Annotated in this window: 20 protein-coding genes and 2 pseudogenes; 12 read left to right on the top strand and 10 right to left on the bottom strand. The window is 41.6% G+C overall.

Features of this window, described 5'->3' with window-relative positions; all coding sequences use genetic code 11:
• Positions 1 to 172 precede the first annotated feature (172 nt).
• Positions 173 to 2,503, top strand: coding sequence for an alpha/beta hydrolase family protein (locus B5Y40_RS21845; protein ID WP_079688962.1), 2,331 nt, complete (start codon positions 173 to 175; stop codon positions 2,501 to 2,503).
• Between the two features lies 1 nt (position 2,504).
• On the opposite strand, the gene B5Y40_RS21850 is transcribed toward B5Y40_RS21845, so the two are convergent.
• A complete protein-coding gene (locus B5Y40_RS21850; RefSeq protein WP_079688963.1) occupies positions 2,505 to 3,419 on the bottom strand; it encodes a ParB N-terminal domain-containing protein in 915 nt (304 codons plus the stop codon).
• Between the two features lie 50 nt (positions 3,420 to 3,469).
• On the opposite strand from B5Y40_RS21850, the gene B5Y40_RS21855 reads away from it, so the two are divergent.
• Complete coding sequence (locus B5Y40_RS21855; protein WP_079688964.1) at positions 3,470 to 3,901, top strand: hypothetical protein; 432 nt, start codon at positions 3,470 to 3,472, stop codon at positions 3,899 to 3,901.
• Between the two features lie 247 nt (positions 3,902 to 4,148).
• Here the strand turns inward: B5Y40_RS21855 and B5Y40_RS29435 are convergent.
• The 4 genes and pseudogenes from B5Y40_RS29435 to B5Y40_RS29835 form a co-directional block, all read right to left on the bottom strand.
• Positions 4,149 to 4,263: pseudogene (locus B5Y40_RS29435) on the bottom strand (helix-turn-helix domain-containing protein); the annotation flags it as partial.
• Positions 4,264 to 4,588: 325 nt separating this feature from the next.
• Complete coding sequence (locus B5Y40_RS21860; RefSeq protein WP_079688965.1) at positions 4,589 to 5,314, bottom strand: isochorismatase family protein; 726 nt, start codon at positions 5,312 to 5,314, stop codon at positions 4,589 to 4,591.
• 765 nt (positions 5,315 to 6,079) lie between these two features.
• Positions 6,080 to 6,472 carry a Crp/Fnr family transcriptional regulator gene (locus tag B5Y40_RS21865; protein WP_221408970.1) on the bottom strand — a complete coding sequence of 131 codons (393 nt, stop codon included), beginning with the start codon at positions 6,470 to 6,472 and terminating at the stop codon, positions 6,080 to 6,082.
• Positions 6,456 to 6,662 (bottom strand): cyclic nucleotide-binding domain-containing protein, encoded by a 207-nt coding sequence (locus B5Y40_RS29835; protein WP_221408971.1) that lies wholly within the window; start codon positions 6,660 to 6,662, stop codon positions 6,456 to 6,458. The genes B5Y40_RS21865 and B5Y40_RS29835 overlap by 17 nt, the downstream gene beginning before the upstream one ends.
• 1,280 nt (positions 6,663 to 7,942) lie before the next feature.
• Here B5Y40_RS29835 and B5Y40_RS30135 point away from each other — a divergent pair.
• Together B5Y40_RS30135 and B5Y40_RS21870 are read left to right on the top strand one after the other, a co-directional pair.
• Positions 7,943 to 8,428, top strand: a pseudogene (locus B5Y40_RS30135) (S8 family serine peptidase); the annotation flags it as partial.
• Positions 8,429 to 8,512: 84 nt separating this feature from the next.
• Positions 8,513 to 10,513: a S8 family peptidase gene (locus tag B5Y40_RS21870; RefSeq protein WP_159453775.1), complete on the top strand. Its 2,001-nt coding sequence runs from the start codon at positions 8,513 to 8,515 to the stop codon at positions 10,511 to 10,513.
• 556 nt (positions 10,514 to 11,069) lie between these two features.
• Here B5Y40_RS21870 and B5Y40_RS29840 read toward each other — a convergent pair.
• From B5Y40_RS29840 to B5Y40_RS21880, 3 genes are all read right to left on the bottom strand, one after another.
• Positions 11,070 to 11,519, bottom strand: a complete 450-nt coding sequence (locus B5Y40_RS29840) for a LytR/AlgR family response regulator transcription factor (protein ID WP_245840727.1) — start codon at positions 11,517 to 11,519, stop codon at positions 11,070 to 11,072.
• Between the two features lie 78 nt (positions 11,520 to 11,597).
• On the bottom strand, positions 11,598 to 11,795 hold the full coding sequence (locus B5Y40_RS29845; protein ID WP_221408973.1) for a LytR/AlgR family response regulator transcription factor: 198 nt from the start codon (positions 11,793 to 11,795) through the stop codon (positions 11,598 to 11,600).
• Positions 11,792 to 12,886 carry a sensor histidine kinase gene (locus B5Y40_RS21880; RefSeq protein WP_221408974.1) on the bottom strand — a complete coding sequence of 365 codons (1,095 nt, stop codon included), beginning with the start codon at positions 12,884 to 12,886 and terminating at the stop codon, positions 11,792 to 11,794. Before B5Y40_RS21880 ends, B5Y40_RS29845 begins: the two co-directional genes overlap by 4 nt.
• Before the next feature lie 164 nt (positions 12,887 to 13,050).
• Between B5Y40_RS21880 and B5Y40_RS21885 the strand changes: the two genes are divergently transcribed.
• The 7 genes from B5Y40_RS21885 (at position 13,051) to B5Y40_RS21915 (ending at position 21,935) form a co-directional block, all read left to right on the top strand.
• Entirely contained in the window at positions 13,051 to 14,046 is a 996-nt protein-coding gene (locus B5Y40_RS21885) for a DUF6268 family outer membrane beta-barrel protein (RefSeq protein ID WP_079688967.1), read from the top strand.
• Positions 14,047 to 14,111: 65 nt separating this feature from the next.
• Positions 14,112 to 15,443 carry a TolC family protein gene (locus B5Y40_RS21890; protein WP_079689301.1) on the top strand — a complete coding sequence of 444 codons (1,332 nt, stop codon included), beginning with the start codon at positions 14,112 to 14,114 and terminating at the stop codon, positions 15,441 to 15,443.
• A gap of 9 nt (positions 15,444 to 15,452) precedes the next feature.
• Positions 15,453 to 16,511: an efflux RND transporter periplasmic adaptor subunit gene (locus tag B5Y40_RS21895; RefSeq protein WP_079688968.1), complete on the top strand. Its 1,059-nt coding sequence runs from the start codon at positions 15,453 to 15,455 to the stop codon at positions 16,509 to 16,511.
• A 12-nt stretch (positions 16,512 to 16,523) separates the two neighbouring features.
• The gene (locus B5Y40_RS21900; protein ID WP_079688969.1) at positions 16,524 to 19,634 is read left to right on the top strand and encodes an efflux RND transporter permease subunit; all 3,111 of its coding nucleotides are present in this window, start codon (positions 16,524 to 16,526) and stop codon (positions 19,632 to 19,634) included.
• Positions 19,635 to 19,666: 32 nt separating this feature from the next.
• Positions 19,667 to 20,266, top strand: coding sequence for a YceI family protein (locus tag B5Y40_RS21905; protein ID WP_079688970.1), 600 nt, complete (start codon positions 19,667 to 19,669; stop codon positions 20,264 to 20,266).
• 48 nt (positions 20,267 to 20,314) lie between these two features.
• Positions 20,315 to 20,533 carry a hypothetical protein gene (locus tag B5Y40_RS21910; RefSeq protein ID WP_079688971.1) on the top strand — a complete coding sequence of 73 codons (219 nt, stop codon included), beginning with the start codon at positions 20,315 to 20,317 and terminating at the stop codon, positions 20,531 to 20,533.
• A gap of 307 nt (positions 20,534 to 20,840) precedes the next feature.
• Positions 20,841 to 21,935 (top strand): adenylate/guanylate cyclase domain-containing protein, encoded by a 1,095-nt coding sequence (locus B5Y40_RS21915; RefSeq protein ID WP_159453776.1) that lies wholly within the window; start codon positions 20,841 to 20,843, stop codon positions 21,933 to 21,935.
• A 613-nt stretch (positions 21,936 to 22,548) separates the two neighbouring features.
• On the opposite strand, the gene B5Y40_RS21925 is transcribed toward B5Y40_RS21915, so the two are convergent.
• Positions 22,549 to 23,841 (bottom strand): hypothetical protein, encoded by a 1,293-nt coding sequence (locus tag B5Y40_RS21925; RefSeq protein WP_079688974.1) that lies wholly within the window; start codon positions 23,839 to 23,841, stop codon positions 22,549 to 22,551.
• Positions 23,842 to 24,362: 521 nt separating this feature from the next.
• Between B5Y40_RS21925 and B5Y40_RS21930 the strand changes: the two genes are divergently transcribed.
• Entirely contained in the window at positions 24,363 to 25,493 is a 1,131-nt protein-coding gene (locus tag B5Y40_RS21930; RefSeq protein ID WP_245840701.1) for an AI-2E family transporter, read from the top strand.
• A 253-nt stretch (positions 25,494 to 25,746) separates the two neighbouring features.
• Here B5Y40_RS21930 and B5Y40_RS21935 read toward each other — a convergent pair whose 3' ends face one another.
• A complete protein-coding gene (locus tag B5Y40_RS21935) occupies positions 25,747 to 26,187 on the bottom strand; it encodes a DUF2267 domain-containing protein (RefSeq protein ID WP_079688975.1) in 441 nt (146 codons plus the stop codon).
• Positions 26,188 to 26,190 lie beyond the last annotated feature (3 nt).

A 26,190-nucleotide genomic window follows, 5' to 3' on the forward strand; every position in this document is an offset into this window, starting at 1 on the left:
TACGTTCAAACACCGGAAGTATATCAACGAAAGGATTAGGATATATTTACCCTATTACTATATATATATAAACTATATCTGCCGGGGAGTAACGTGGATATGGACATGAATATAGTAAAAAAACAACGCGTGCAAATATTTATATTTAAAAAAAATATAACTGGATATACCTATGGCGTATCAGAAACCTTCGCCGGTGCTATCGGAATTATACGAAAGTTCAGTGAGCCGGAAATACCTACTCTCTCCAGACAAACAATGGCTTGTAATACTGGCGTGCTCTACCTATATATCCATTGACGACATGACGGGCCCTGAATTAACACTGGCCGGGTTGAGTATTAACCCCGACAATTTTTCAAAAAGCCGGCAGCAGGTGTTTACTTGGTTTGCCATAAGGCACATGGAAAGCCTGGAGGAATTTCAAATTGCTTCGCTTCCGCAAGCACTAAAAGCAAACAATATAGCATTCTCGCCGGATAGCAAACGGTTGGCCTTTCAGCATACAACCCCGGTACAGGTACAACTTTGGATCGTGGATCTTCAAACCATGACCGCCAGTCTCCTATCGCTGCACCCGGTGCATACTATACTGACATCGGGCTATGCGTGGCTCAACAATACACACCTGCTCGTGCTGACTCCCGCCCTGCCCGATTCGGTTAACACCACAGCACCAGTGGCCAATGCAGAACCGACTATCTTCGATACAGACCATGGCAAAAAATCTAACAGCAGGACTTTTCCGAATCTGTTACGAAACCGACATGAGGAATCACTCTTTGAATTTTATACAATGTCTCAAATGATGGTATACTCGCTCGATGGGCCTGCGCGCAAACTCGGCGCGCAGGCTACATATGCCTCCTATGCAATCTCGCCCGATGCCAGGTATATTCTCATGCGAAAAATTATACGCCCCTATTCTCACAGTGTTCCGCATGGGTTGTTTCCCCAACAGGTAAGTATATTTCACATTGACTCTGACCAGGAAGAACCAGTCCATACCTTACCACTACAGGAGACGGAGTCTTCTAATTTCAGTGCTGTCTCTCCCTTTCCACGCCACCATCACTGGCGCGGCAATCGAGCGGCCACACTCTGCTGGGTGGAAGCCCAGGATGATGGCGAGCCCGGCCGGGATGTAGCGATCCGCGACGCCTTGTTCGAACGGGATGCGAGCGGTGGCACTACGCGGTGTATTTGCAATCTACCCTTGCGATATGGCCAGGTATACTGGGGGGATTCACCTTACGCGTTTATATATGAGTGGTGGTGGGAGAACCGAAAAATGAATATTTATACTTTGACAACGGAGGCGGGTCGAATTACAAAACAATTACTGCTGGAGCGTTCGTTCGAAGATCCGGTATCGGATCCCGGTAAACCAATGACATTTCCAAAGCAATTTGGAACGCCCATACTCTACACACATGATCGTGAATATATATACTTGACCGGTGAGCGGGTCCTGCCCATGGAGAAAGTGAAGATCAGTTTTTTAAACAAGCTTTCCTTACGCGATGGCTCCATTCAAACGCTCTGGACAAGTCGTGAAAATTTTCATGAACAGGTTATCACAATGCTGGATGCTGAGCGGGAAATCATTCTTATCTCACGCGAATCCCCGACGCACTATCCGAACCTGGTTGAAGTGAATTTACAAAGCAAGCATGAACGATACCTCACCAAGTTTCCCAATCCTTTCAGAGCATTTGAATCCATTCGAAAAGAGCGCTTGCATTACCGGCGACAAGACGGAATATCCTTGTTGGCAGATATCTACCTGCCGGCAGGATTTCAAGTGGGTGATGCGCCGTTGCCTTGCCTGGTATGGGCCTATCCTCAGGATTTCAAAGACAAACGAAATGCTGAGCATGCTCAGTCTTCGACCAATACATTTCCACGGGTAAGCTGGGATAGCCTTCGTCCCTGGGTGCTGAAAGGATATGCTGTACTGGAGCGCATCCCCTTCCCCATTGTTGACACCGAGTCGGGCCCTGCCAACGATACCTTCATTGAACAATTGATTATGAACGCGGAGGCTGTGTTAGCCACCGCGGCTGCGGCTGGCTTGATCGATATGAACCGGGTAGCCATTGGCGGCCACAGCTATGGAGCCTTCATGGTGGCCAACCTGATGACTCACTCGACACTCTTTAAACGAGGCATCGCTCGCAGCGGTGCCTACAATCGCACCCTCACACCGTTTGGATTCCAAAATGAGGAGCGAACTCTCTGGCAGGCGGACCACGTTTATCACCGCATCTCACCCTTCAACTATGCACACCTCTTGAAGGGACCGCTTCTTCTGTTGCACGGCGCTTGTGATGACAATCCGGGGACCGCGCCGCTTCAGAGCGAGCGTTACTTTCACGCCATCAAGAGTAATGGAGGAACGGCCCGGCTGGTGCTATTTCCCTATGAGAAGCATACATACCAGGCAAAGGAAAGCATCCTTCACATGGTTTACGAAATGGAAAAATTTCTTGAGGACCTATAGTCTAGTGAATCTCGGCTGAGAGCTTGTCAATTAATTTCCGGAGCTCCTTAATTGCAGTCTCATCTTTGTCTCGTATTGCGCGATTAATGGCCGAGATGATCTTGGCTTTAAGCTTACGCACACGGTCGTCCTTATCTAAAAATACCGGCTCTGCATCTTCCTCTTGTGCTTTGGTTGTTTTGGTCTGGCTAAGCCGAGAAGCCTTTTTTTCGTATTCATCCAATATATCAGCACGAATTTTCTTTGCCTTCACGGCCAGGTCCGCTTCACTTTTTATAAGGATTTTATCTGCATACGGCGCATCTGGGAGGATCTGAATATCGGAACGCTTTGCCTTGACAGTGCCGCTTAAAATTTCTGTTTTCAACTTGGGATTACCACGGCTGATGATGTTGAGCCCTTCTGCGAATTTCGCATCCCGCTTGATAGTGCTTTCACTTACGTTAAACTTTTCGGCTATACGTTCGGAGGTCGAAAGTTCACTTTGACCTTTCGATCGTACGTTCTCATAGCCTCCCTTTTTATTCTTCAGCGAATTGTATTTCACACCACGATAGTAGCTGAGCTGATCAGGAGTCAGATTTCTACGCCCCATCTGGTTGTCAATCATCCATACCTTGGCTGTGTCAATGGTTTCGAAATCTATCTTTTTGATTTTGAAGTCAATATTGTGCTTCTGGCAAATTTTAAATCGATTGTGCCCATCGACTAAAAAAAAGGAATTCTCCCGGGGCCATACCACAAGCGGATCACGGCAGCCATGTTGAAGGATGTTGCTTTCCAACAATTCAAATTCCTCTTTTGTCAAAGGGATAATATACTCCTTCAGTTCCTTTAGAATCGTAATTTGTTTTTCTAGTCCTTTCACGCTTGCCATATATACACCAAAATCAAAATTAATAAACCGTTGCAACATGATTTTTAGAATTGAATAATTTTATCTTAATTATTCAAAAGTTGATAGCCATGTTTAATAAAACCTACTTTCACACGAATTATTCGATAACCTTCCAACTCAATGAAACCGGCAATCTTACCGGTACTTTGACAGTTGAGTCAAGTCAAAGTGCTTTTCTTTTCCATGGACTTCATGCTGCCGATGGAGCTGGCACAAAGATAACGTTTATAGTTGATTGGATACATCCCCTCGTTGACGGTACATGTTACAGTGCATTCGCAGGCGAGATTCGTAATTTACAACAAGACTCGTTCTCAATGGAGCTCGACTGGCTGCTCATCACCGAGAACGGTTCCCTTCAGGGTTTCGCTTTGCTTCATACCGATCCGTCTGCAACGGATAAAGTAAGTCCGGTTCCTTTCCCGAAGTCTCTCACTATGGACATTCGTAAAAAAAGAAATCCGATAGCGAGTCATAACGTTATTCTCCCCGCACCATAATCCACTGATATACTATAATTTCTTGCAATGAGTATATATAGTTCTTGACAAGCAGGAGATGGAGTGATTGGCTTTCAAAACACTATCTTAAATTACATAATTTACGTAGAGACTCGAAGCGTATTTTTTTAGCCATCGCAGGTAGGTTCGTTTCAAAATTATTGGGACACAAGCCCATAGTGTCAACTGAGTGATATGACAGACAAAGGTTGACGCACTTAACAAAACTCGGTGTATCAGACCACACTTAATTCATCGAACTCCTATACTCTTGCCGTAACCCCGGTGTGTTGCTTAAAGACTCGTGTAAAGTGCTGCGGGTACTTGAATCCAAGCTCATAAGCAATTTCGCTCACCTACTTATTTGCATCAAAGATTTTCGCTTTCGTAAGTTTATTTTTCTATTTATAATTTTTTAGTTTTTTGTTTCATTATCAGCTCTTCTTATTAAAATATAAATAGTAGAACCTGCTACTAGATGCATAATGGACAATGGTTATTCTCCTTCCTGCAGGTGAATTCGGTGTCCAATTGGACTTAGTATTGAAATTGCTAAAAATTGGTATCGGCCTTAAGCCGTATTATATAAATTAGAATAGCGGTTTAAAAAAATGGTTGCTTTTTTATGAGCAACCATTCTTATTGACCTGGTATTTAATGTATCATTAGAATACAGGGGCCGCGTAATTATTTTTGTGATTTCGCAACTTCCTGGGCTTTATAGTATTGTTCAATAACAGCCTGGAAATTAGGCACCAATTCTGCCAGAATTTTTGCAAAATCTCCGGCTTCTTTCCTTCTCCAGTCTTTCATCAATTCTGGAAGCATGGCACCCACGGTTATCGGGATAGCACCTGCCTCGGTTAAGCGGAGCATAGCCAGGTTATGTGCTTCAGGTGTAATATCTCCGCTGGCATCTGCAACTGCATAAACAGTATAGCCTTCTCCAAGGGCAGACAGAGCAGGATAGACTACACATACGCTGGTCCACATACCGGAGATAATGAGTGTCTTCTTACCTGTAGCTTTAACTGCATTAACGAATTCCTTGCTATCCCAGGCATTAATTTCTCCCTCTCGGTTAACATACTTTGCATTTGGGGCATTGTCTTTTACCTCGGGCAGTGTGGGACCATTTGGTCCTGTTGGAACGGATGCAGTATAAATGGCAGGGATACGCAACAATTGGGATGCTTTTGCAAGAGCGGAAAGATTTCTTCTTAATTCACCAACTGGCATACTGTGAACAGTTTGAACCAAACCACTTTGATGGTCGACAAATAAAAAAACAGCATCATCTGGATTGATTAGCGTTGTTTTCTTTTGCTGAGCATTTGTTACTGTGAAATTTAGGCACACAAAGAGTATAATCGATAGCACCTTTAGAACTGACGAATTCACTAATTTTTTCATAATTTTTTTAAAAAGTTATACTTATTTGGTTGATGTAAAATTGCTTCAACAACAGATCTTAACACGGTGAGATATGATAAAAAAAACCGTTGATAAATATCAACGGTTTAAAAAATGCTCCTTGTAGTAATTCGTTATTCTGTTTTTAGATGTCAATTCTCTTTGTAGTAACCGAAATACTTTATTGGCGACCACGAAGGGACTATCACCGGTAATTCGGAAGCTAGGCTGCTGTACTTTCCTTTACCGAATACAACTCTACCTTCCACTGTCAATACCGAATTGATGTTTTTTTATTTCATCCTCAGGTATAGTAAAGTAATCTGAACTTAATAAAGCAAATCGGCCAGATTGCCCGGAACAATCTTCCCATTTCATTTTCAGTTTGCTGAAACCATGTCGGTCTGTATGTGAATAATCGAAGTGCTTCTTCCCTTGTTAAACGATTGTCTTTTGCCAGTATCTTACATTTTCCAAGGCATCGAGAAAGAAGTAATGTTCTCGTTATAACAAATATGCATGCGAAATGGGATCCCTTAAGTGCATGGGCAAGCACTGTTTCCGCAAGGGCTACGAGTAATCTTTTATAAATGTTTTTGAAATAAAATAATGATATAGTTTCGATACTGATCACGGTGATTTGACGACACGAAATTGCACCATCATCGAACGCAGTAACGATGAGAAAGGATAAAAAAAAGCGTTGGTAAATGTCAACGCTTTTGAAAAAATTAATAATGATCTTCCTTACCGTGCCAAAGCTGTTTATTTCATTGCTTGCTTTCTAATCCTGCTTAACGTTTCTTTCGTTACGCCTAGGTAAGAAGCAATAATGTGCTGAGGAAATCGCAAAATAAATTGTGGGTTGTTTTCCGCAAATTCTTCGTAGCGTTTTTCTGCTGTGTTGCTGATGGTGGAATTTAATCTTCGGTTATTGGCAATGGCAAACCTTTCATCCATTAAGCGTATCATTTCTAGCCAGGAAGGTATTTTTTTTATCAGATCCAACATATCAGCTCTTGAAATAATGAGCAGTTCGGTCTCTTCCCAAGCATCAATATTATATCTCGAAGGCGTAAGCATAATGGAACTTTCGCGGTCGGTTGCCCAATAATTTTCAATGTAGAGATGTACAATATGCTCAAACACCTTTGGCATCTACACTATATTGTCGCATAGCGCCTTTTATGATAAAACCAGTGTTCTTGCACACTTCTCCTTCCTGCAAAAAATATTGCTTTTTTCTGAGTTTTTTGGGTTGAAAGGCAGCCACAATCATTGCTTCTTCTTCGTTTGTAATTGGCGAAGCCGTGTGATTATTGACGTATTCGATCAGCTTTTTATGCATTGCTCTTTCTGGATAAGATAATCCCAGCAATTTATAAAATATCCACCGATATGATGACGAGTTAATTTACATGTCTAATCATTATTGTTCTGTCACAACATAATCAATAGATTGATATTCAAGTATTTATAATTATTAATCAAGGTGAGTTGCAGACTCAGTATTGAGATTCACTATGGCGCAGTAATTTTTCAGCCACACGTTCCGGACCGCCTACTACGCAGCGCGTGCAGCACTACGGATGCCTGTTATTTCCTGTTCGGATTCAACCGTAACATCCGGCTTGATCAATTCATTGTCGCAGCCCGCAACCAGCACAGCCAGTAAAAAATTTTCTTGTTTTTCATTTATAGTATAGTTTTAATGTTAGTTTGGTTACGCGCGGTTCTTTAGAAATGCCGAGTCTTTATGAAATTTTTATATACCTATAGCTATCGATCTGACCACTATATATATTTCGCGCTCTGGATTACCAGATCGTGTCGACAGTAGTTGTCAGCGTTTTTTAGTATTGGTTTCAAAGTAAGCATACATCGAGTCGGTTGAAATATGGTATGTAGTATATTATAAAGACTTCATGAGAAGTTAATCTAGCAACACTACTAAATCTTATTTATAAATCAAGGTCACAACATATTTATAAAAGAATCAACTCCTTATAGTGTACAGATGTTTTTTTACTAGCGCCATGACGTGCTATCTTCTATTAGCATTTTAAATAACACTTGATGAGTATATTTTCAGAAACGCGTTCTATAGTAACTTTAAAAACAAGAATGACCTTATTCAAAATCTACAACAGCGCGCACCACATGAATGGTCAACTTTTTGGTGTGACGAGCAAAAAAAACTTCAGACATCAGTATTTATACTCTTGTGTTTGATACAATTTAGATCGGTACGGGTGGCTCAACGGTGACCGGTATATACAGGCGAATATGGGAGTAATTTTTTTATCAATCGCCGTGAATCCAACCAGAATCTCCTTGACTATACGGTATAGTCTTTCATAGCCGATTATATAATTATATAGTATTGTCCATCGCAGCATTTTTTTGAATGGCGTTATCTCAAGTTTGGGTAAATCACCCCAAAGGGTTATAGACAAGCCCTTCTTAATTCGTTAGTTTTAATTACTTAAAACTCAATCGTATGTTGTGTAATAGTTGATTCTCTCTCAGAGATTATGCGAATACATCAGCAAATGTTGCTTGCAATTTTATTTATCTACACATGATTTATTGTCAGTCACTGTTTCATCCCACCTAAATTTTTATTCTATGAAAATCCATTCATCAAGTCGTTTCACTGCGCTGTCTTCGGTAAATCAGCAACGGTTCAGAACCAAGCTGGTCAATTGCAAAAAAAAGACTACGCTCCTATCATGGTATGCGCTCTATCTTTTTGTTACATGCGTTGGCATCTTTTGCGAAAGTTGCTCTCCGCGAGAAACCAAAGAAGAAGAGACTGCACCGTCCTTTCAAATCGTGGTCGATACCAGATTGAAGCCAAGCTCCCAGCCATTACCACGTTATCAAGATGGTGCCCCTCGGCCCTTGGCAACGCTCACTGACAAGTCCGGTAAACAAGTTGACTTCGTTGAGAACGAGTTGTTGGTCGAGTTAGCAACAGAGAGTGAGCTAAATGCTTTTTTGGCAAAATGGCGTGGCACCGTCCTTGCGGTTGACCGTCCGAAAACAGTGGGTATAGATGCGAGTCCAACATATCTAATTCGTGTTCAGACGGAGGTGGCGGATATATCCAAGTTGAAAAATAATTTGTCCGGGCTAAACACAAATGGAGGGTCTGATATCAGGGTGAGCAGTGAGGCCGCCATGCGTTTGATTGCAATGGGCGCTGAGACCGCCATTACGGGTAAGCCAGTAGGTATAAACTTCCTCACTACATCCGATGGGTTTCAGGATGAAAACCTTGTTGAGGCCCCTGCTTTTCCAAACCCTGGAGGTGACGCTAAACATCAAATTATAAATGAGAGCGGTGCGCTTGTTGAGAATTGGAGTCCCAATCCCTTTAACTGGACTTATATGAAGTCAGGCGGCAACTTTGATATAGGAGTCACGAGCGCGTGGAAAGTGCTTGAGCGGGTTGGAGCTTTCAAGAACAAGGTAAAAATAGCTGTGATCGATGGAGGATTTGGCAGCGGAGAAGATTTTCCGACTCCCTACGAGTTTAATAAAGCATCGTTTGCTGCGCTCGATCCTACGGGACCGAACGAGAATGAGTGTACAGGTGGTGCTGTTTGTAGATGGCACGGCTGGAACGTTGTCAATGCCGCCATGGGGCAGGTTAATAACGGCATTGGAGCGGCCGGTCCAGCGGGTCCTGTGGGAAAACTGCTTGCCATCCGCCGCAGTGCGGATATATTTAACAATCTCCAATCGATCACACTTGCCCTTTTTAGTGGCGCCAACATTATCAACATGAGTTTCACTGCGCGAGTACCTGCAATCTTGACGTGGGCAATAATCCCGTACAACCTTGCTACCCTCCGGGCTCATGGAGCAGGTAAACTTCTTTTCGCTTCTGCTGGAAATGATGGGGAAGATATAAACGAGGAAGATTGTTTCATTATATGTTGGGAGTCTGCTTGGTGGGCTCCAGCCGAAAATGGAGGGGTTATTGCCGTTGGGGCGATGAAAGCTGATGTACCGTTCCGCCGAAATAACAGCAACTATGGTGACGAGGAATTGGATATTTGGGGGCCTGGCTCGTTATGGGTTGGAAGGGACTATGACGATAACTTACCACATGTATTTACTGCAACTAGTGCAGCCTCACCTTATGTGGCTGGCGTAGCCGCGCTAATATGGGCTGCCAATCCAGGCCTTGACAACGAAGGGGTAGAACGCATTTTATATGAAACTGCCCATCAAGGAAAGTCAGGCCAGGTTGAGCGCTGGCCGAATGCATATTCCGCGGTGATTCGAGCCCTTGGTGGCACGCCTCCACAAATAACAATTGGTGTTCAGCCGACACTACAATTTGGTAGTTGTGAGATGACCTTTGATTTCTCTGCAAATGTCGTGGACCCAGATAACGGACCACCACAGGTCACATGGACAAGCGACATTTCCGGTCCACTGGGTTCAGGAAATTTCCTTACACGCTCGTTACCTGATGGTACGCACCACATCACCGCCACTGCGATGGATGGCATTGGTCTTACAACAAGTTCAAACGAGATCGTTCTGACGGTTGCTAATGCTTTCAAAGCCCTTATGCCGAGGGTGGAAATCATCTCTCTTACCAATCATCAGACCTTTACATCTAATCAAACCGTTACGTTGGAAGTAGGTGGCCTTGATCCGAACAAAGCTCTTGGAGGCTTGGTGGCGTCAAACGTCCGATGGGTATCATCGAGGGATGGCGAACTGGGTATGGGACAACGCATTTTCCGAACACTAACGCCTGGCGCCCATTACATTTATGTCTATTATACCGGTATCTGTGGTGGAACGGCTGATGACTTCCGGCTGATTCAAATTACGGAAAAGGTGCTGGATGGCCCGCCCAATATGTCAATCACGACACCAATCACTAATGATATAGTTGTGCGTGCTAATGAAAATGGTGAAGGCTGTCTTCGCGTTGCCGGCTTCGGTTATGATGAAGAAGATCATGATTTTGCCACTATTGAATGGTGGGAGACAAACCGAAACGATCTTCAATGGAAGGTTCTCTCTTTTGACCAAAACACTACTGTCTGTCTCAAACTTGGTCCAAATGCAACCGCTACCACACACGAGATTCGGCTTCGAGGTAAGGACAAATTTGGCCACACAGCCTACTCAGCGCCATTGAGAGTAACCGTATTACCTGGCTTGCACTGAGAGAGAGAGAGATAAAGAGAAAGAACAGAAACAAGAGAAGACGTCTCTGATAGATTAAAAATTACACAGGAAAAGTAAGATTCTCCTGTGTAACTTACCCTATTCGACTCTACCTGTGAAACCGCATTCGCAAGTAACTGTGGTTGTATCTGCAAGCCTTACATACCCGCTAATCTTGAGTACACCTATGGGCGTATTAAATTGTAAATTATAAAACAGTCCTGCTAAAATGCACAGTTGGATTACGCAGAGGTGACATGTATAATAACTATCAAGATAATGAAGAGGTTTGTTTTGGTCTGGACGGAAATCAACTACTAATTGTGAGTTACTATATAACAATCGCTTAAACCACTCCCCTTTCCAACACTAACCGAATTACTAACCGCGAACAAACTGCCATCAATTATTACAGAATAAATAATATGATCCATTTCATTGGCTTACAAAGGTAATCTACATCTCATTATTTCACTATATCTATAGCAAGCTATATTGATCACAGGAAAGATTTCCTCTGATTTGAATACCTTAGAATGGCACGATCATTAATTCATTACTCATCAGTGGATGCAGTAGAACCCATATAGCTACTAAAAAAATCCTTCCGATATGTTTCTCCTAATGGAATTTCTACAGCGCCAACATATATAGTATGATTATCGAATGATTCTATATAGTTTCTATTAACCAGATAGGATTTACTCACACGCATAAAGAGAAGAGAAGGAATTTTTTGATGAATAGTTTTTAAGTTCATAGCCGTGAACAGTTTCTGATTCTGTGTATGGATAACAACATAATCTTTTAGCCCTTCGATAAACCGGATATCGCGAAAATATACCTTGTAGTATTTACGATCCGCTTTAATAAACAAATGGTCCTCCGCGTTTGATTCAATCGTATTGGTTTGGGCTTGATCAGTCAGTAATTTCTTATAGGTAATCGCCTTGTTTATAGCTTTCTCTGCTCGCACTTTCTCGATCGGTTTCAGCAGGTAATCCACAGCATCCAATTCATAACTTTTTAAAGCATACTGCGAATAAGCTGTAGTAAAGATGATGAGAGTTTGTTTGGGTACACGCTAGGCAAATTCCAATCCCGTTACCATCGGCATTTCAATGTCCAGAAAAATAAGATCAACTTCCTGCGTTTTCAGAAAATCAAGTGCAGTCACAGCATTCGAAAATTTCCCAATGATCTCAAGCTGCGAGACTTCCTGTATCAGCGCTTGCATTTCATCACGGGCCAACGGTTCATCATCAACAATTATACAGGTCATACAGGTATAGTTAGATTTACAGTATATTCACGATCATCATCAACAATATCAAGAGTATATTTATCTTTATATAACAACTCCAATCGTCTTTTTATATTGACAAGTCCTAAACCGCTGTTCTTCTTATCCACAACCTGATACACCTTGCTTACCGAATTAGTACACGTAAAATGCAACCTCCGTTCCTTAATCTCGATGCGGATATTGATATAAGTGTCTTCATCAGTTACGTCTACACTATGCTTGATCGCGTTTTCAACGAATGTTGTAAACAGGTTAGGAGGCACAAAAACGCTATTCAATACACGTTTATCAGTGCTGCTCTCCAGCGAAACAGAAAGATTATCCCTCCTGATCTTTTCAAGGTTAACAAAGTTTGATAAAAAATTTATCTCGGAGGTTAACAATGTTTTGTCCTCATTATTTTCATAGAGTTGAAACCGTAAGAATTCCGACAGTTTCACAATGACAACAGAAGCCTTCTCGGGATCGGTTCGGATCAATGCTTTTACGTTGTTGAGCATATTAAACAAGAAGTGTGGATTGATCTGGTTTTTCAATTCGTTCAATTCCATGCGTAAGGTAAGATTATTTAACTCGGCAATACGTTCATTGTCCTTCATCCAGCGCTGTAAAAGCCTCACCGTAGTAGTAACAAGTATAACGCTGATGGATATAACCGTGCCCTCATAAACGCCTTGTATTTGCCTCGGTGTGTTAGCGACACGGTATTCCAGAAAGTATACATTCAGAATATATCCGATAGCCTGTAACCCTGCAACAACCAACATGACCAACAGCGTCAGGTATAGCATATACTTGCTTTTAAAGAAAAAGTATGGAACCAGCACATATATATTGATATAAACCATCACAACAAAAGTCAAGTATGTTGTCAATATGCAGTAATATCTATAGACCCCTATAAAGGAGTTTGAAAAATCGGATACCGACAGAATCGATAACAAGCCCAGCAGAAATATAGCATGACGCGAAAACCTGTGCCGATCTTCTATGAGAAGGTTTATTACATGACTGTTTCTTAGTTTTTGAGTATCTTCCGTCATCGTTGTGTCTTTAGAGCCTTGCATCAACATCCAGCGTTTGGAAATGCAAAATTAGACGAACTCCGCTTCCTGCACTATACAAATTTCTCCAGAATCCGGATTTGGTAGAAAATGCACCGGGTTTCGTATAATCCTCCCCTACCACGCGGCTATATATACTTCTTTTGCTTCCATTATTTAACCCTTTTATGGAAGCTAATATAGAAAACAGGAAGATGTTCAGAAGCGCAATAGCAGCGTTGTTTATGCTCGCACTATCGGGTGAGTGTTTTGCGCAATCGGGTGAGGCGAAAGACAATCGCCAGAGTTCACAACGCGCTGACACCATCGTACACAAAAAGTTTATTACTACATCACCACGGCTAGGAGGTGTTACCGTAACCAACACATTCATTCCTGTAAAGGCTGATGGAAATACGTTCACGATACAAATGCCTACGGTAGATATTGGTATTCCTGTATACAAAAATTTTAGAACAAAACATCCTGTGCTCGTAAAGGCTGGCATACGCTACCAGGGGCTTATACTTTCGGATGAACGAAAAATAGGAAGTAATGCCTTCCACTCCATCTCTATTCCGGTACTCTTCAGTTATTCTATCACGCGTGCTACAAACCTCACACTGATCAGTTCGACTTCCGTTAACTCTGATTATAAACAAGACATCGAGGAACAAGATATACTTTACACCGTGGGGGTCAGAATCGGTTTTCATCAAGATCGAAAATTTAAATATGGTATCACACCGACATACACAAAAGGTTATTCCGGCACATTTTTGCTACCGATTATAGACATCGATTGGACCATCAACAAACGATTAACCCTTACGGCTATATTACCTGCCCGCGCCACCTTAAAGTATAAAGTATCGGAAATACACTCGTTAGGTGCTACCGTATGGATTGGCGGTAACAATATGTACCGGCTCAATGAAGCCGAGAAAGAACAATATATACACTTACGGCAAAACAATGCCGGCCTCCTTTACGAAGCAAAGCTTGGACAACGCTGGAAATTGAATCTTACTGCGGGTTATACCCTTATGCAAAAACTGGAAACTTTTGATATCGATCAGAAAATATCATTAAACAAATTCAATGATCTTAATCATCGGAGAACGAATGTCGCTTATCACGAAAAATCATTTGTAGTCCAGACCGGCATCAGTTACCAGTTCTGACAGATTGATTAAACAGGATTTTCAATTATAGGCTTGCATTCAGCGGAGAAGAAAACATGATACGAATGAACAGGGTATTTTTCTTAAGTATACTACTAATACTTCCGTGTATGGTATATGCACAGGAGGTTTGGACACTCAAGTCCTGTATTGAATACGGGCTAAAGAATAATCACAGCAGCGCTATGTATGCCAATGATAAGGAAGTGGCGGATGCAAAAGCGAAAGAAGCATTGGCTGCATACCTGCCTACCATAACGTTAACCGGATCGCTGGACGATAATATTAAAGTTCAGGAGACCGTTATACCTGCAGGTGTATTCAGTCCTACGGATCTCCGCGTAGCGTTTACAAAACGTTACCAGGTTAACCCGGTGGCACAGTTGGATCAAACCATCTTCGACAAGTCTATTCTCACCGGTCTTCAGGCCAACCGGTATAATAAACTTCAGGCCGAGCTTAATGTTACCAAGAATGAAGAGACCATCATTTACAATATCAGTACGGCTTACTTTCAGATAGCAGTATACCGCGAACAACTAGCCCAGCAGCAAGCTACCAGTGAAACATATCGCGGGCAAATGCAGATCGCGGAGCACCAGGTAAACAAAGGTATAACACTGCCAAAAGATCTTGAGAAAATAAAAGTAAACTATAACAATGCACGCATTCAAATCAGAGTAGCCGAAACCAACCTGACGTTATCTGAAAATAAACTGAAATATGAAATGGGTTTTCCCATGCATGACCAGTTGCAGGTGAAATCTTCCGGTAATGAGGCCACCGAGTTTATTACTCCGGCTGCAGATATACCGCATGAGACTTCTGTGGTTAATCTTACAGATTACAAACTCCTGCAGGCTACTGCCAAGTTAAACGAGATCGATGAGCGCAGATTAAAAAACCTGATTTACCCTAAGCTTACCGCGTATGCCCGCTATGGCAGTATAGGGTTTGGCGATCAACTGAACCAGGCGTGGTCTTCCATGGCATCGTACTCTGCTATAGGGTTAAAACTCACCATTCCGATTGTTGATTTTAAACGCCATGCACAGATCCGGCAGGCGCGGTATAAATGGCAAAGCGCAAATGAGAATCTGTTGCTGCAGGAAAGTAAATATCAGATGGAGCTGGAAAATGCAAAGGTTAAGTTCATGCAGGAGCAACAGAACCTGGCGCTAAACAAAGAGAATATAGCATTGGCAAAAGCTTCATTCGAAGCTATTAACCTTCAATATCAAAAAGGCACCACTGATCTAACGGAGTGGCTAACAGCCCAGAACACATTGAAGGAATCGCAGAGTAATTATCTCAATTCATTATATACTTTTTTTCAGACGAAGGTCGATCTGGAAAAAGCACGGGGAACATTAAAAACTTTTTACCAGGCGCTATAATTAATTTATATGAAGAGTAAATATGTCATAAGCATCGTTGGCTTCCTTATAATCGTGCTGATCGCCTATAAGCTTTCAGCCAACAAAAAGAAAATTGACGAAAAGAAGAATAAGTCAACGGAAACAACGGTACGTGTACCCGTAAAAGTTGCCACAGCACAAGAGCAGTTGCAGGAGCTTACCATGATTAAAACCGGAAGCGTTGCTCCCTTTAAAGAAGTGAAAGCGCTGGCGTTGAACGGAGGTTTGATCCGCCAGGTTCGCTTCGAACTGGGCGACCATGTAAAAGAAGGACAAGTGCTGGCGGTAATGGATATACGCACACTTCAACTCGATCTGCAAAAAGCAGAGACCAATGCCGCCAAGCTGGAAAACGATCTGAAAATATATACGGAACTATGGTTGGGTAAAGCTGCTACCCAAGAGAAAGTAACAGAGATCAGCAAAAATTACCAGGATGCAATAAACGAGGTTAACCAGGTAAAAAAGAATATAGACGATGCGTCTATCAAAGCACCGATCAGCGGTATTATATCGGTCAAATCTGCTGAGCAGGGTATGTATGTAAATGGAGGTGGCGAAATTGCAACCGTCATCAATCTTTCCAAAGCAAAAGTAGCAGTTAACCTGACGGAGAACGAAGTATACCAGTTGGTGCAGGGACAACCGGTAAAGATTACAAGCGATGTATATCCGGATAAAGTATTTTCCGGGAAGGTTAGCTTTATAAGCCCGCAGGCAGATGCAACGCACAATTATAGTGTAGAGATCATGATGGATAATACCGAGCGTTCGCTGTTGCGTTCCGGAACATTTGTATATGTAGACTTCTCAAAAAGTACTACCGAAAAAATGCTGGTGGTTCCGCGCGAAGCATTGGTAGAGAGTACACGCAACGCTTCGGTATATATAGTGTCCGACAGTGTTGTACACCGGAAAGCAATTCAAACCGGAAAAGAGCTGAACGGAAACATCCAGGTTCTCGGAGGGCTTCGTGCCGGTGATGTAGTGGTGACCTCCGGCCAGATCAATTTGAAAGAAGGCAGCGCAGTTCATATATCCCACTAAACAGAAGCAGTCATGTCAATAGCAGAAGTAGCCGTTAAAAGGCCTTTACTGATCATCGTAATATTTACGGTGCTCATTCTCTTTGGAGTGCAATGTTATTTTAAACTGAACTATAACCTGCTTCCTAAAATAGAAGTAGCTACGGTTTCCATTAGCACGGTATACCCGGGAGCATCAGCCGCAGAAGTGGAAACTTCGGTAACTCGAAAACTGGAAGATGCATTTGCTTCGGTAGAAGGTCTTGATAAAATCTCTTCCACTTCGCAGGAAGGTGTATCGCAGATCGCCATCCAGTTAAAAAGCGGAATTGATCTGGATGAAGCCGAGCGAAACATTCAGCGCAAAGCCGACCAGGTATTGAATGATCTTCCGGACGACATAGACCGGCCCATTGTGAGTAAAGTAAACCTGGAGGAGACACCGGTTATTCGTGCCGGGCTCACATCACGACTGGCTCCACGAAAATTATACGACCTCGTAGACAAACAACTTCGTCCGGTTTTACAAAATGTTACCGGTGTAGGACAAGTTAATATCATTGGGGGCGATGAACGCCAGATACAAGTAAACATCAACCAGGAAAAACTCAACGCGTATGGCATGAGCATCACACAAGTGACGGATGCCGTTAAGTATGCCAATCAATCTTTCCCGGCCGGAAGAATTGAGACCACCAACGAGCAACTATCTATTCAATACGATGCCAATGTAAATTCGATTGAGCAGATCCGGAATCTCATTGTAAAGCAAAGACCCGGAGAAGGAAGTATATATTTAAAAGATGTTGCGGAAGTAATTGATGCCACGGCTCGCACAACGGCCATCAACCACGTTAACGGTTTACCTTCAATCGGTGTCCAGATCATAAAGCAATCTGATGCCAACGCGGTAAATGTAAGTGAGAAAGTAAGAAAGGCTTTCGCACAAATGGAAGAGCAGTATACAACGGAAGACCTGAAATTTACTATATCATCTGATCAATCCGTCTATACCCTTCGCTCGGCAGATCTGGTAATCGAAGACCTCGGGTTAGCTATATTGATTGTTGCCATTGTAATGCTTGCCTTTCTTCATAGTGTGCGCAGTTCGCTGTTTGTACTCGTGGCATTACCATCGTCTATTATACCAACATTCATTGCCATGTACCTCATGGGCTTCTCACTCAACCTGATGTCGCTGATGGGTATGTCTTTAGTGGTAGGTATATTGGTAGATGACTCGATTGTGGTACTCGAAAATATATACCGTCATTTGGAAATGGGTGCCAATCGCGTAAAGGCTGCTCTCGATGGCCGTAAGGAAATCGGTTTTACCGCGATGGCCATTACGCTGGTAGATGTGGTCGTGTTTCTGCCGCTTGCGCTGGCCGGTGGTATCATCGGTGCTATACTCCGCGAGTTCTCACTGGTAGTAGTATTCTCTACCCTCATGAGTTTGTTTGTTTCATTTACGATCACGCCCCTGCTTGCGAGCCGCTTCGGATCGATAGCAGAACTGAATCCGAAGACGTGGTGGGGAAAACTGAACCTCGGCTTTGAACGTATCATCGATTCCATTAAGGATCTATATGCGCGTACCCTTACCGTTGTGCTGCATAAAAAACGTTACCTGCTGTCGGGCGTCATTATACTCATTGTTGGTTCGCTCATGCTGGTGGCAAAAGGTTTTATTGGTGCTGCCTTTATACCGGCAGGCGATCAGGGCGAAGTGATGATCAGTCTCGAACTAGCTCCTACGGCTTCCATCTATCAAACCAATATGGTAACACAGCAGGCCGAGCAGATCGTTCTGCAAAGTCCGGATGTTGAAAAAGTATTTTCAAGCATCGGCTTTGTAAGCGGAAGTGTAGCGGGTACCAGTAACAGTGCCAACCTTGCCGAACTTAACGTTAGTCTAAAAGATATCAAAGAACGCACCATCTCTTCAGAAGACTTTGGCGTGCAAATACAACAAGCTCTGAGTACATCTATACCCGGTGTAAAAGTTACCGTATCTCCTGTCTCGATAACCGGCAACACAAATTCAGCACCTATACAAATTGCTATTAAGGGTGTTGACCTGGAGCAGGTTCGAAAAGTAGCGGAGCAATATAAAGATATAGTGGCCACTGTACCGGGAACTCAATTTGTACAACTATCTGTAAAAGATCAGAAGCAACAGATCTATGTAAAACTGAACCGTGAAAAAATGACTTTGCTGGGACTCAATGCCAGTCAGGTAGGCAATGCGTTGCAAAATGCATTTAGCGGTGATGATAAAAGTAAATTTAAACAGTCAGGAAATGAATATGACATCCTGATAAGTCTCGATCAATACAACCGCTCCGATATAGCGGACGTACAGAACCTTCCCTTTACCAACAGCGATGGACAAACCTTTCTGCTCAGTCAGTTTGCTGATGTTGGTAACGGGCAAAGTGAAAGTGTATTGCAACGCAGCGATCGGTTAAACTCCATCACTGTAAAATCAAACGTAGTGGGCCGTCCAACCGGTACTGTTGCTTCTGATATAAAAGAAAAAGTAAAACAGGTAACGATACCAACCGGTATAACGATTGAATACCTGGGCGATGTTAAAAATCAGAGCGATGCCTTCGGTAGTTTAGGACTGGCACTGCTCACCGCTGTTATACTGGTATATCTCATCATGGTTGCGCTATACGAAAGTGTTATATACCCGTTTGTAGTATTGTTCTCAATTCCGGTTGCGTTGATCGGTGCATTGCTGGCACTCGCGCTCACAATGGAAACACTGAATATATTTTCGATCATCGGTATGATCATGCTGTTGGGATTAGTATCCAAGAACGCAATCCTTATCGTTGACTTTACCAATCAGTTAAAAAGCGAAGGACATGCTGTAAAAGATGCATTGGTGGAAGCCGGCAAAGAACGACTTCGTCCGATCCTGATGACTACACTCGCCATGATTCTCGGAATGTTACCGATAGCTCTTTCAACAGGACCGGGCTCTGAGATAAAAAATGGTATGGCCTGGGTAATTATTGGCGGATTAACAAGCTCCATGATTCTTACACTGTTCGTAGTACCTGCTATATACTTGATCATCGAACGATGGAAAGAACCTTCCTCACACAAGGAAACAAGTGTGGTCGTTTCGTGATATCCTATATATAAAAATAATGCTATCAGCCTATGAAAAAATCAAGTCTTCTCGAAATCAGTGTATCCGACAGCAGGAACTCTTCCATTGGTTTTACGCTTGACCGAAACATGGGCGAAGCATTAACAGGAACATTCGTTGATTTTGACGCTACGATGCTTTTACTCGAAGCGGATCTATCAACAGCTGTCCTGAAGATGGCAATATATACCGATAGCGTAAAAGCAAAAGACGTGTGGCTTGAAAGAAGATTCAAGGGTTCAACCTGCTTTCGTGTAAATGAATATAGAACCATTACCTTTCAAAGCACCGATTGGGAGAAAATTTCAAATAACGAGTATCTCTTGTATGGTAAATTCTGCCTGTGCGGAATTTACAAATATGTTGTGTTTGAAATAACAGATCATGGCACCACGATGGATGCCGATGGAAAGACGAAACTATTGAAACTGGAATTTAAAGGAAACATAAAACGATTTGATTTCAATATAGCACGTGGCATATCAAGCTGGGACATCAGCGAAGATATCGAATTACACGGTATAATGGCATTCAAAACAGAAGTGAGCACAGCGGATGCCCGCCATTCCAGAATTGAGGCAGATCATTTATTTCACGAGGGATACCTCTAACATTGCGATTATACTGACTATATATAGCACAAACCTAAAGTATATACCATGGAAATCCTGTTATTCAAAACCAACATTGACAAGTGCAAATTAGCAAGGCTTCAGACCATACTGAATGGAGTTATCGGAATAAAAGAATGGACAATTGATCTGGGTGATTGTGATAAAGTATTGCGCATCATATCCGTGAACGTATCGGAAGAGTATATTTCAATTATACTAAAATCCGAAGGGTTCGAATGCGTAACCATGACGTATGAGTTATAAAATTGAGTGATACTTTTTTGAACAATCAACAACTATTGTTTATATAATTCGATTGCTTCGGGTAAATCAATAATTCGTCATCGCCCTACGTTGACGTAGAAAATTTTACTAATTTTCACTATGAAATATTTGATTCTGCCTTAACAGATTTAACCAGACCTAAACTTTAAAAAGAAAGTAAAATAAAAATTCAGTTAAAGATTTTGAAACTCGGAAAAGTATTCAACATTTAACTTTAACTCACCAATTAATTGCCTAACCAAATTTATAGCAATTTTACATGTCGCAGCGATTTGAATACACAACCGTGGCACAGGACTTCACCGCCAGATTTCCTATTCTTGCATATGTCGGCACTCAGGCAAGTTATTGGACAATTGCTAACCTCCTGCTTGTTGCTATTATAAATCAGCAGTCGAAAATAATTGCTTCACAATTCAACCTTCCGTTGTCAGTAAGTATAGGTTCCCTGATGTTGGTGGCTATAGTCCTGGGGATTGTCTATGGAGTCAGCCTCGGGGTATCTGATTATTACCTCGATCGAAATTTTTTCAGAAAACTATCTCTCGGAAAAGTGATTTTGATTAAGGCCTTCTGGTCATTGACACTTTTGTTTATCCTTTTATTCCTTTTGCGGTTTGTATTGTTTGACTTGTTGATTGCGCCATCATTAAATAGACGTGCGGCCATGTTGAGCGATGATTCATGGAAGCATACATTCAATTTACTGCTGATCTATTACTTATTCATGACATTGATCATCAATTTCGTGAATCAAGTAAACAAGAAATTTGGCCCCGGAGTACTGGCACCGTTGCTTCTCGGAAGATACCGAAATCCAAGAGAAGAAGAACGCATTTTTATGTTCATGGATTTAAAATCATCAACAACCATTGCTGAACAATTAGGTCATTTGAAATACAGCGCATTCATTCGTGACTGCTTTGCCGATATTAATGAAGTGCTATTTCCCTTCAGGGCACAGGTTTACCAATATGTGGGAGACGAAATTGTCCTAACGTGGCCTGTGCACGAAGGATTAAAGAATCACGTCTGTATCCGGTTTTACTTTGCCTGCAAAAAACAGTTTCAGAACAGGGCTGAATATTATACAACAAACTATGGCTTACTGCCGGAGTTCAAGGCGGGTGTCCATATGGGTAAGGTAACAGCTGTCGAGATAGGCGAAATTAAAAAGGATATTGCGTACCACGGTGACACCTTAAACACGGCTGCACGTATACAAGGGGTTTGTAATGAATATAAAAAGGATCTTATCATTTCTGAATACGTACTAAAAAAAATAGAAACAGGTCACGGTATGAAAACCGAAACGCTCGGAATGATCCTGCTCAGAGGGAAAACAGAAAAAGTAGGGATCGTAAGTGTGGATTACATTTGATTTCGTTGAGTCAAAACACTAAACCTCATTCACACAAATACAATACTGAGGGAAAGATCAAAATATAGTTATAGCACAAAGAGAGAAGAAAATCGCAGAAGGAAAGTATCTTTTACTTTGATATATATCCCGCTACGGTAAGCATTGGCATGAATTTCTGGGTATACATGCAAAAACTGAAAACCAATGAGGAAGATTACTGATAACCCTTATAAAGCGATTTTGTAAAGTCTACAATGAAATTCCGAAAATCAAGCATGAATTTGTGGACGTCCTAAATATAGGAAGCTTACAAGTTAGGGTAAAACAATAGCTATGATGTAAAGAACAAAAATCAATTTACCAGCGCCAGTATCAACCGATTTTTCACGAAAAATCATAAATAAAGAAAGACAGAAAAACCTAGGATCAATTCCAATATAGTGATTGTCTTCTTCAAACCAACAAATACACCAGGGACCCATTCTCTACCAAATGGATCATCTTGCCCGGAGTGAAGTCTCGGAGGAATATATATATTCCTCCGCTTCTGCCTGTGAACAAACCTTTGCCAAATCTTGAACTCGGAATAAATGCGGTCTGGTCCATACTTCATTCATGCAATAATTTTAATCTACTTCTTTGTTAAATGGTAATTGGCTGAATAAATATCCTTCCTGATAGTATATAAATCAACATTTAACTCAAGTGTCCACCCATCTCCCTTTACAATATTCGAATTACTTTCAGTTGGTTCTGTGATTGTTATTTTATTCCAGTTTGGACTCATCAGTGCTCCATTTTGTACAGTCAGGATTCCCCAGTTGTCCGTAATTCTTATAGTTGGATAAACCGTACCAAATTCTTCTAGGGAAATAATGTTTCGGGGGTCGAAAGAAACATTCATTTTTTCAAATAACAATTCAAAATGAGGGCTAGTTATGAATCTTGCAACTTGGAATTTTACGAGTTGAATATTCAATTCTTCTCGTTTCGTTTCTTCACTAATTATCACCTCTCCACTATAATTTTTTAAAATACTTGCTGCCTTGTCTAGAGCATTAAAAGGTACTTTAAGCCCAAAAGAATTCTGAAAATAATCCGACAAGTTTGTTTTAGCCGAAATATCCTTATTCCAGTATCTTTTGCTTTTTGAAAGCAAGTAGCCATAAATAGGAGTTGTTTGATATGCAAATGAGCGTACGAAGGTCTTATTGTTTAAAAATTGAGACAAGACCTCAGTGATGTGTCTTAGAATTTGTTGGTCATTTCTTCCGCTTAAAACTAATCCTGTGTATTCTGCAATCCCCTCATTGAGTTCAAGTAAATTCTCTATTGAATCCGCTTTTAGATAAAGTTGATACCTCGCTCTTCGAAAGGTCAGTGCATTTGAGATATGAGTGCGCCTTGTTTTGTCTGAACTTGAAAGAATAGCTCTCCTAAGAGCCTCAAGTTCAAGTCGTAAGTATATTCTTCCATCTTTTCTATCTAAATGATTATTATCGGCATTATTCAGATTAAAATTGAGTTGCGGCTGAACTCGATGAAAGAGCTCATGTGTTATAAGATTAAGCCGGTCATGGTTGTCATTGGGCAGAGGTAGTATAATCATTGCCCATCTTTTGCCACCCCATGTCAATGCTGTATTAGCAATATTTATTGATTTTGGTAGCTGCCCAATATATAGTCGCTTACTTTGCTTTAAAATACCATCAACGTCAGAGTCATTCGCGTAAACAATTCTTGTATTGGGGTCAACGAAAAGGATTGGAGAGTACAAATCAAGACACCATAACCCTTTGTTGGCAAACGTCACCGCCCTTGTCTCATCCAGGTAGTTTGATAATGTGTCCTCGAGAGTCTGAATTTGACCTGTCGATGCAAGGGAGTTTAGTAGCAGTAAAATTATAATTAGAAACGTTCTCATAGGTGAGTGATTTAACTCATTTAGATAGATGGTTCTTGTTTTGAAAAAGTTTTAGAACATTTAATTTTCAACCGAGGGCTGTGGATTTATTTCATAGTTCATCGATTTATATATATCAACCGTGGATTTATGGAAAACTCCGGAGGATTTTACACAAATCCACAGCGCTATAACTACAACTATAATGATTTTGATAGCTATATACAGCAACTAATCTAACCAATAGACCGCAAAAATATTGCCTTAAAAAATTCAAAACAGATACGGTATTTGGGAAAAGAAATATTACGGTCTTATATACCTTCGCATATCGAGTGGACTTTTCGATCCCATGCACGTTTGATCTAATTCGTTCAACTAATGGGTTAGATAATTGTGGTATCCTTAAATATAGCTCATTCCCATTTGCGGGATATAACTCAAGTTAAAAAATTCACCGTTCATTCATATGATCACCAAATCTTAATCAGTTTTCGTCCTGATATATATCATACAATGTCGCTCATTTTCATGTTACGTTTATGAAACAGTCAAAACCGGCAGATCAAAGCCGTAAAGACCGAGGGAATAGTAGTAATATTAATGCGATATACATGCAACCACAACGACATTCACAGGCTTCGCTCACGTCCTTACCATTACTTCAGTATTTTGTATATGGCTCAATAATTCTATACTTTGGCAGAAGTATATTTATACCTTTTAGTTTTGCATTGTTAATCAGCTTTGTCCTGCAGCCGGTTTGTGCATGGATGGAGCGAAAAGGGTTTAGCCGCGCGGGAGCAGTAATCACCGCCATCCTGCTGTTGCTGATATTAGGTATTCTAATGGTTGCTTTGCTGATCACTCAGTTTCTCGGTTTTCTCAGCGAGTGGCCTGTGGTACAGACAAAGATTCTGCAATCGTTTAACGACCTCAGTCAAATGTTTGCAGAAGTGTTTGGAATGAGCAGAAGCCAACAGCACAGTATCCTCACAAAAATTTCTGAACAGTCGGGGTCTAACGTACTGCAAATGATAAAGAACACACTTACAACATCTGCTTTCTCATTGGTTATGATTTTCCTTGTACCGGTATATGCGTTCTTGATTCTGTACTATAGAAAATTTTGGGCAAACAATCTTACCAAGCTGTTTCCCGATGAAAGACGGGGACACATCCGCGAGATATTAACCCTCACCATAAGAGCATACTACAACTTCATTAAAGGCATGGCCCTGGTATATATAGCGGTCGGCAGTCTCAACAGCATTGGATTGTTATTGCTGGGAGTACCACACGCTGTTCTCTTTGGGTTTATTGCTTCTATACTCACGTTCGTGCCCTATATAGGGATTATTGCCGGATCGCTGCTTCCTATTACCATGGCATGGATAACATACGACTCTATCTGGTACCCAGTAGGTATAATCGCTATTTTTACTTTTGTGCAATACCTTGAAGCAAATGTTATCTTCCCGATAGCCGTCAGCAGTCGCCTGAACGTTAACACCTTGGTTATGCTCCTGGCCATATTTACCGGTGGGTTAGTGTGGGGTATGGCCGGCATGATACTCTTTGTTCCGTTTGTGGGCATTGCCAAGCTGGTGGCGGATTCCAATCCTAAATGGAAGACTATATCCATGATTCTTGGATCAGAGAACACAAAATAATCACCTGGTAAAAAAAGTCATTAAGTATATCTGGAATACAAAATTCCGTAGAAGCAATTACATGTATACCGCACAAGCCCTTTCCAGTGCAAGCATTAACGAGGTTACGATAAAATCAAAAAAAAGACCATATCATGCATATTGATACATATAGGTCGTAACCCACCTCATCGCGCCTATAAATCAGTAAAGATTTAAAAAAAAGTCTCTGCCCTTACGCAACAGAGACTCAAAACCAACAACAACTATTATATTATATATCAGATTCTTCAAATATAACCTGAACTCTGCGTGGTAACGTCCCCAATGCCTGCTCCATTTCTTCGGCACTTACATACAATCGCATTGTATCAATGACCGCCCTTACAGCATTAACTATATCATCCTTATCCGAAAAATCATCCCAGGCATTCAAACCATCCTGCTGCACAATCTCGATCAGCAAATCATCCATGGTTTTTATTTTCCGGTGGTTGCCCTTCCGCCAGCCATCAACGTAAACGGCTTTAATCACCATTGGCAACTGCGCCAGCAATTGCAAAGATTCCTCAAACGTTAAATGATTTCTGAGCACTCGAAATGTACTGCGCAGTACCCTTGCTGCATGTGCCCGATCCGTTGTTTGCAGGTTCTCTTCCAGCCTGTTCAGGAATTCATTTCCCTTTACAGCATATTTATCAAATTCAAGAAGCATAAT

Origin of the sequence: Ohtaekwangia koreensis (assembly GCF_900167975.1) — a bacterium.
Taxonomy (GTDB): domain Bacteria; phylum Bacteroidota; class Bacteroidia; order Cytophagales; family Cyclobacteriaceae; genus Ohtaekwangia; species Ohtaekwangia koreensis.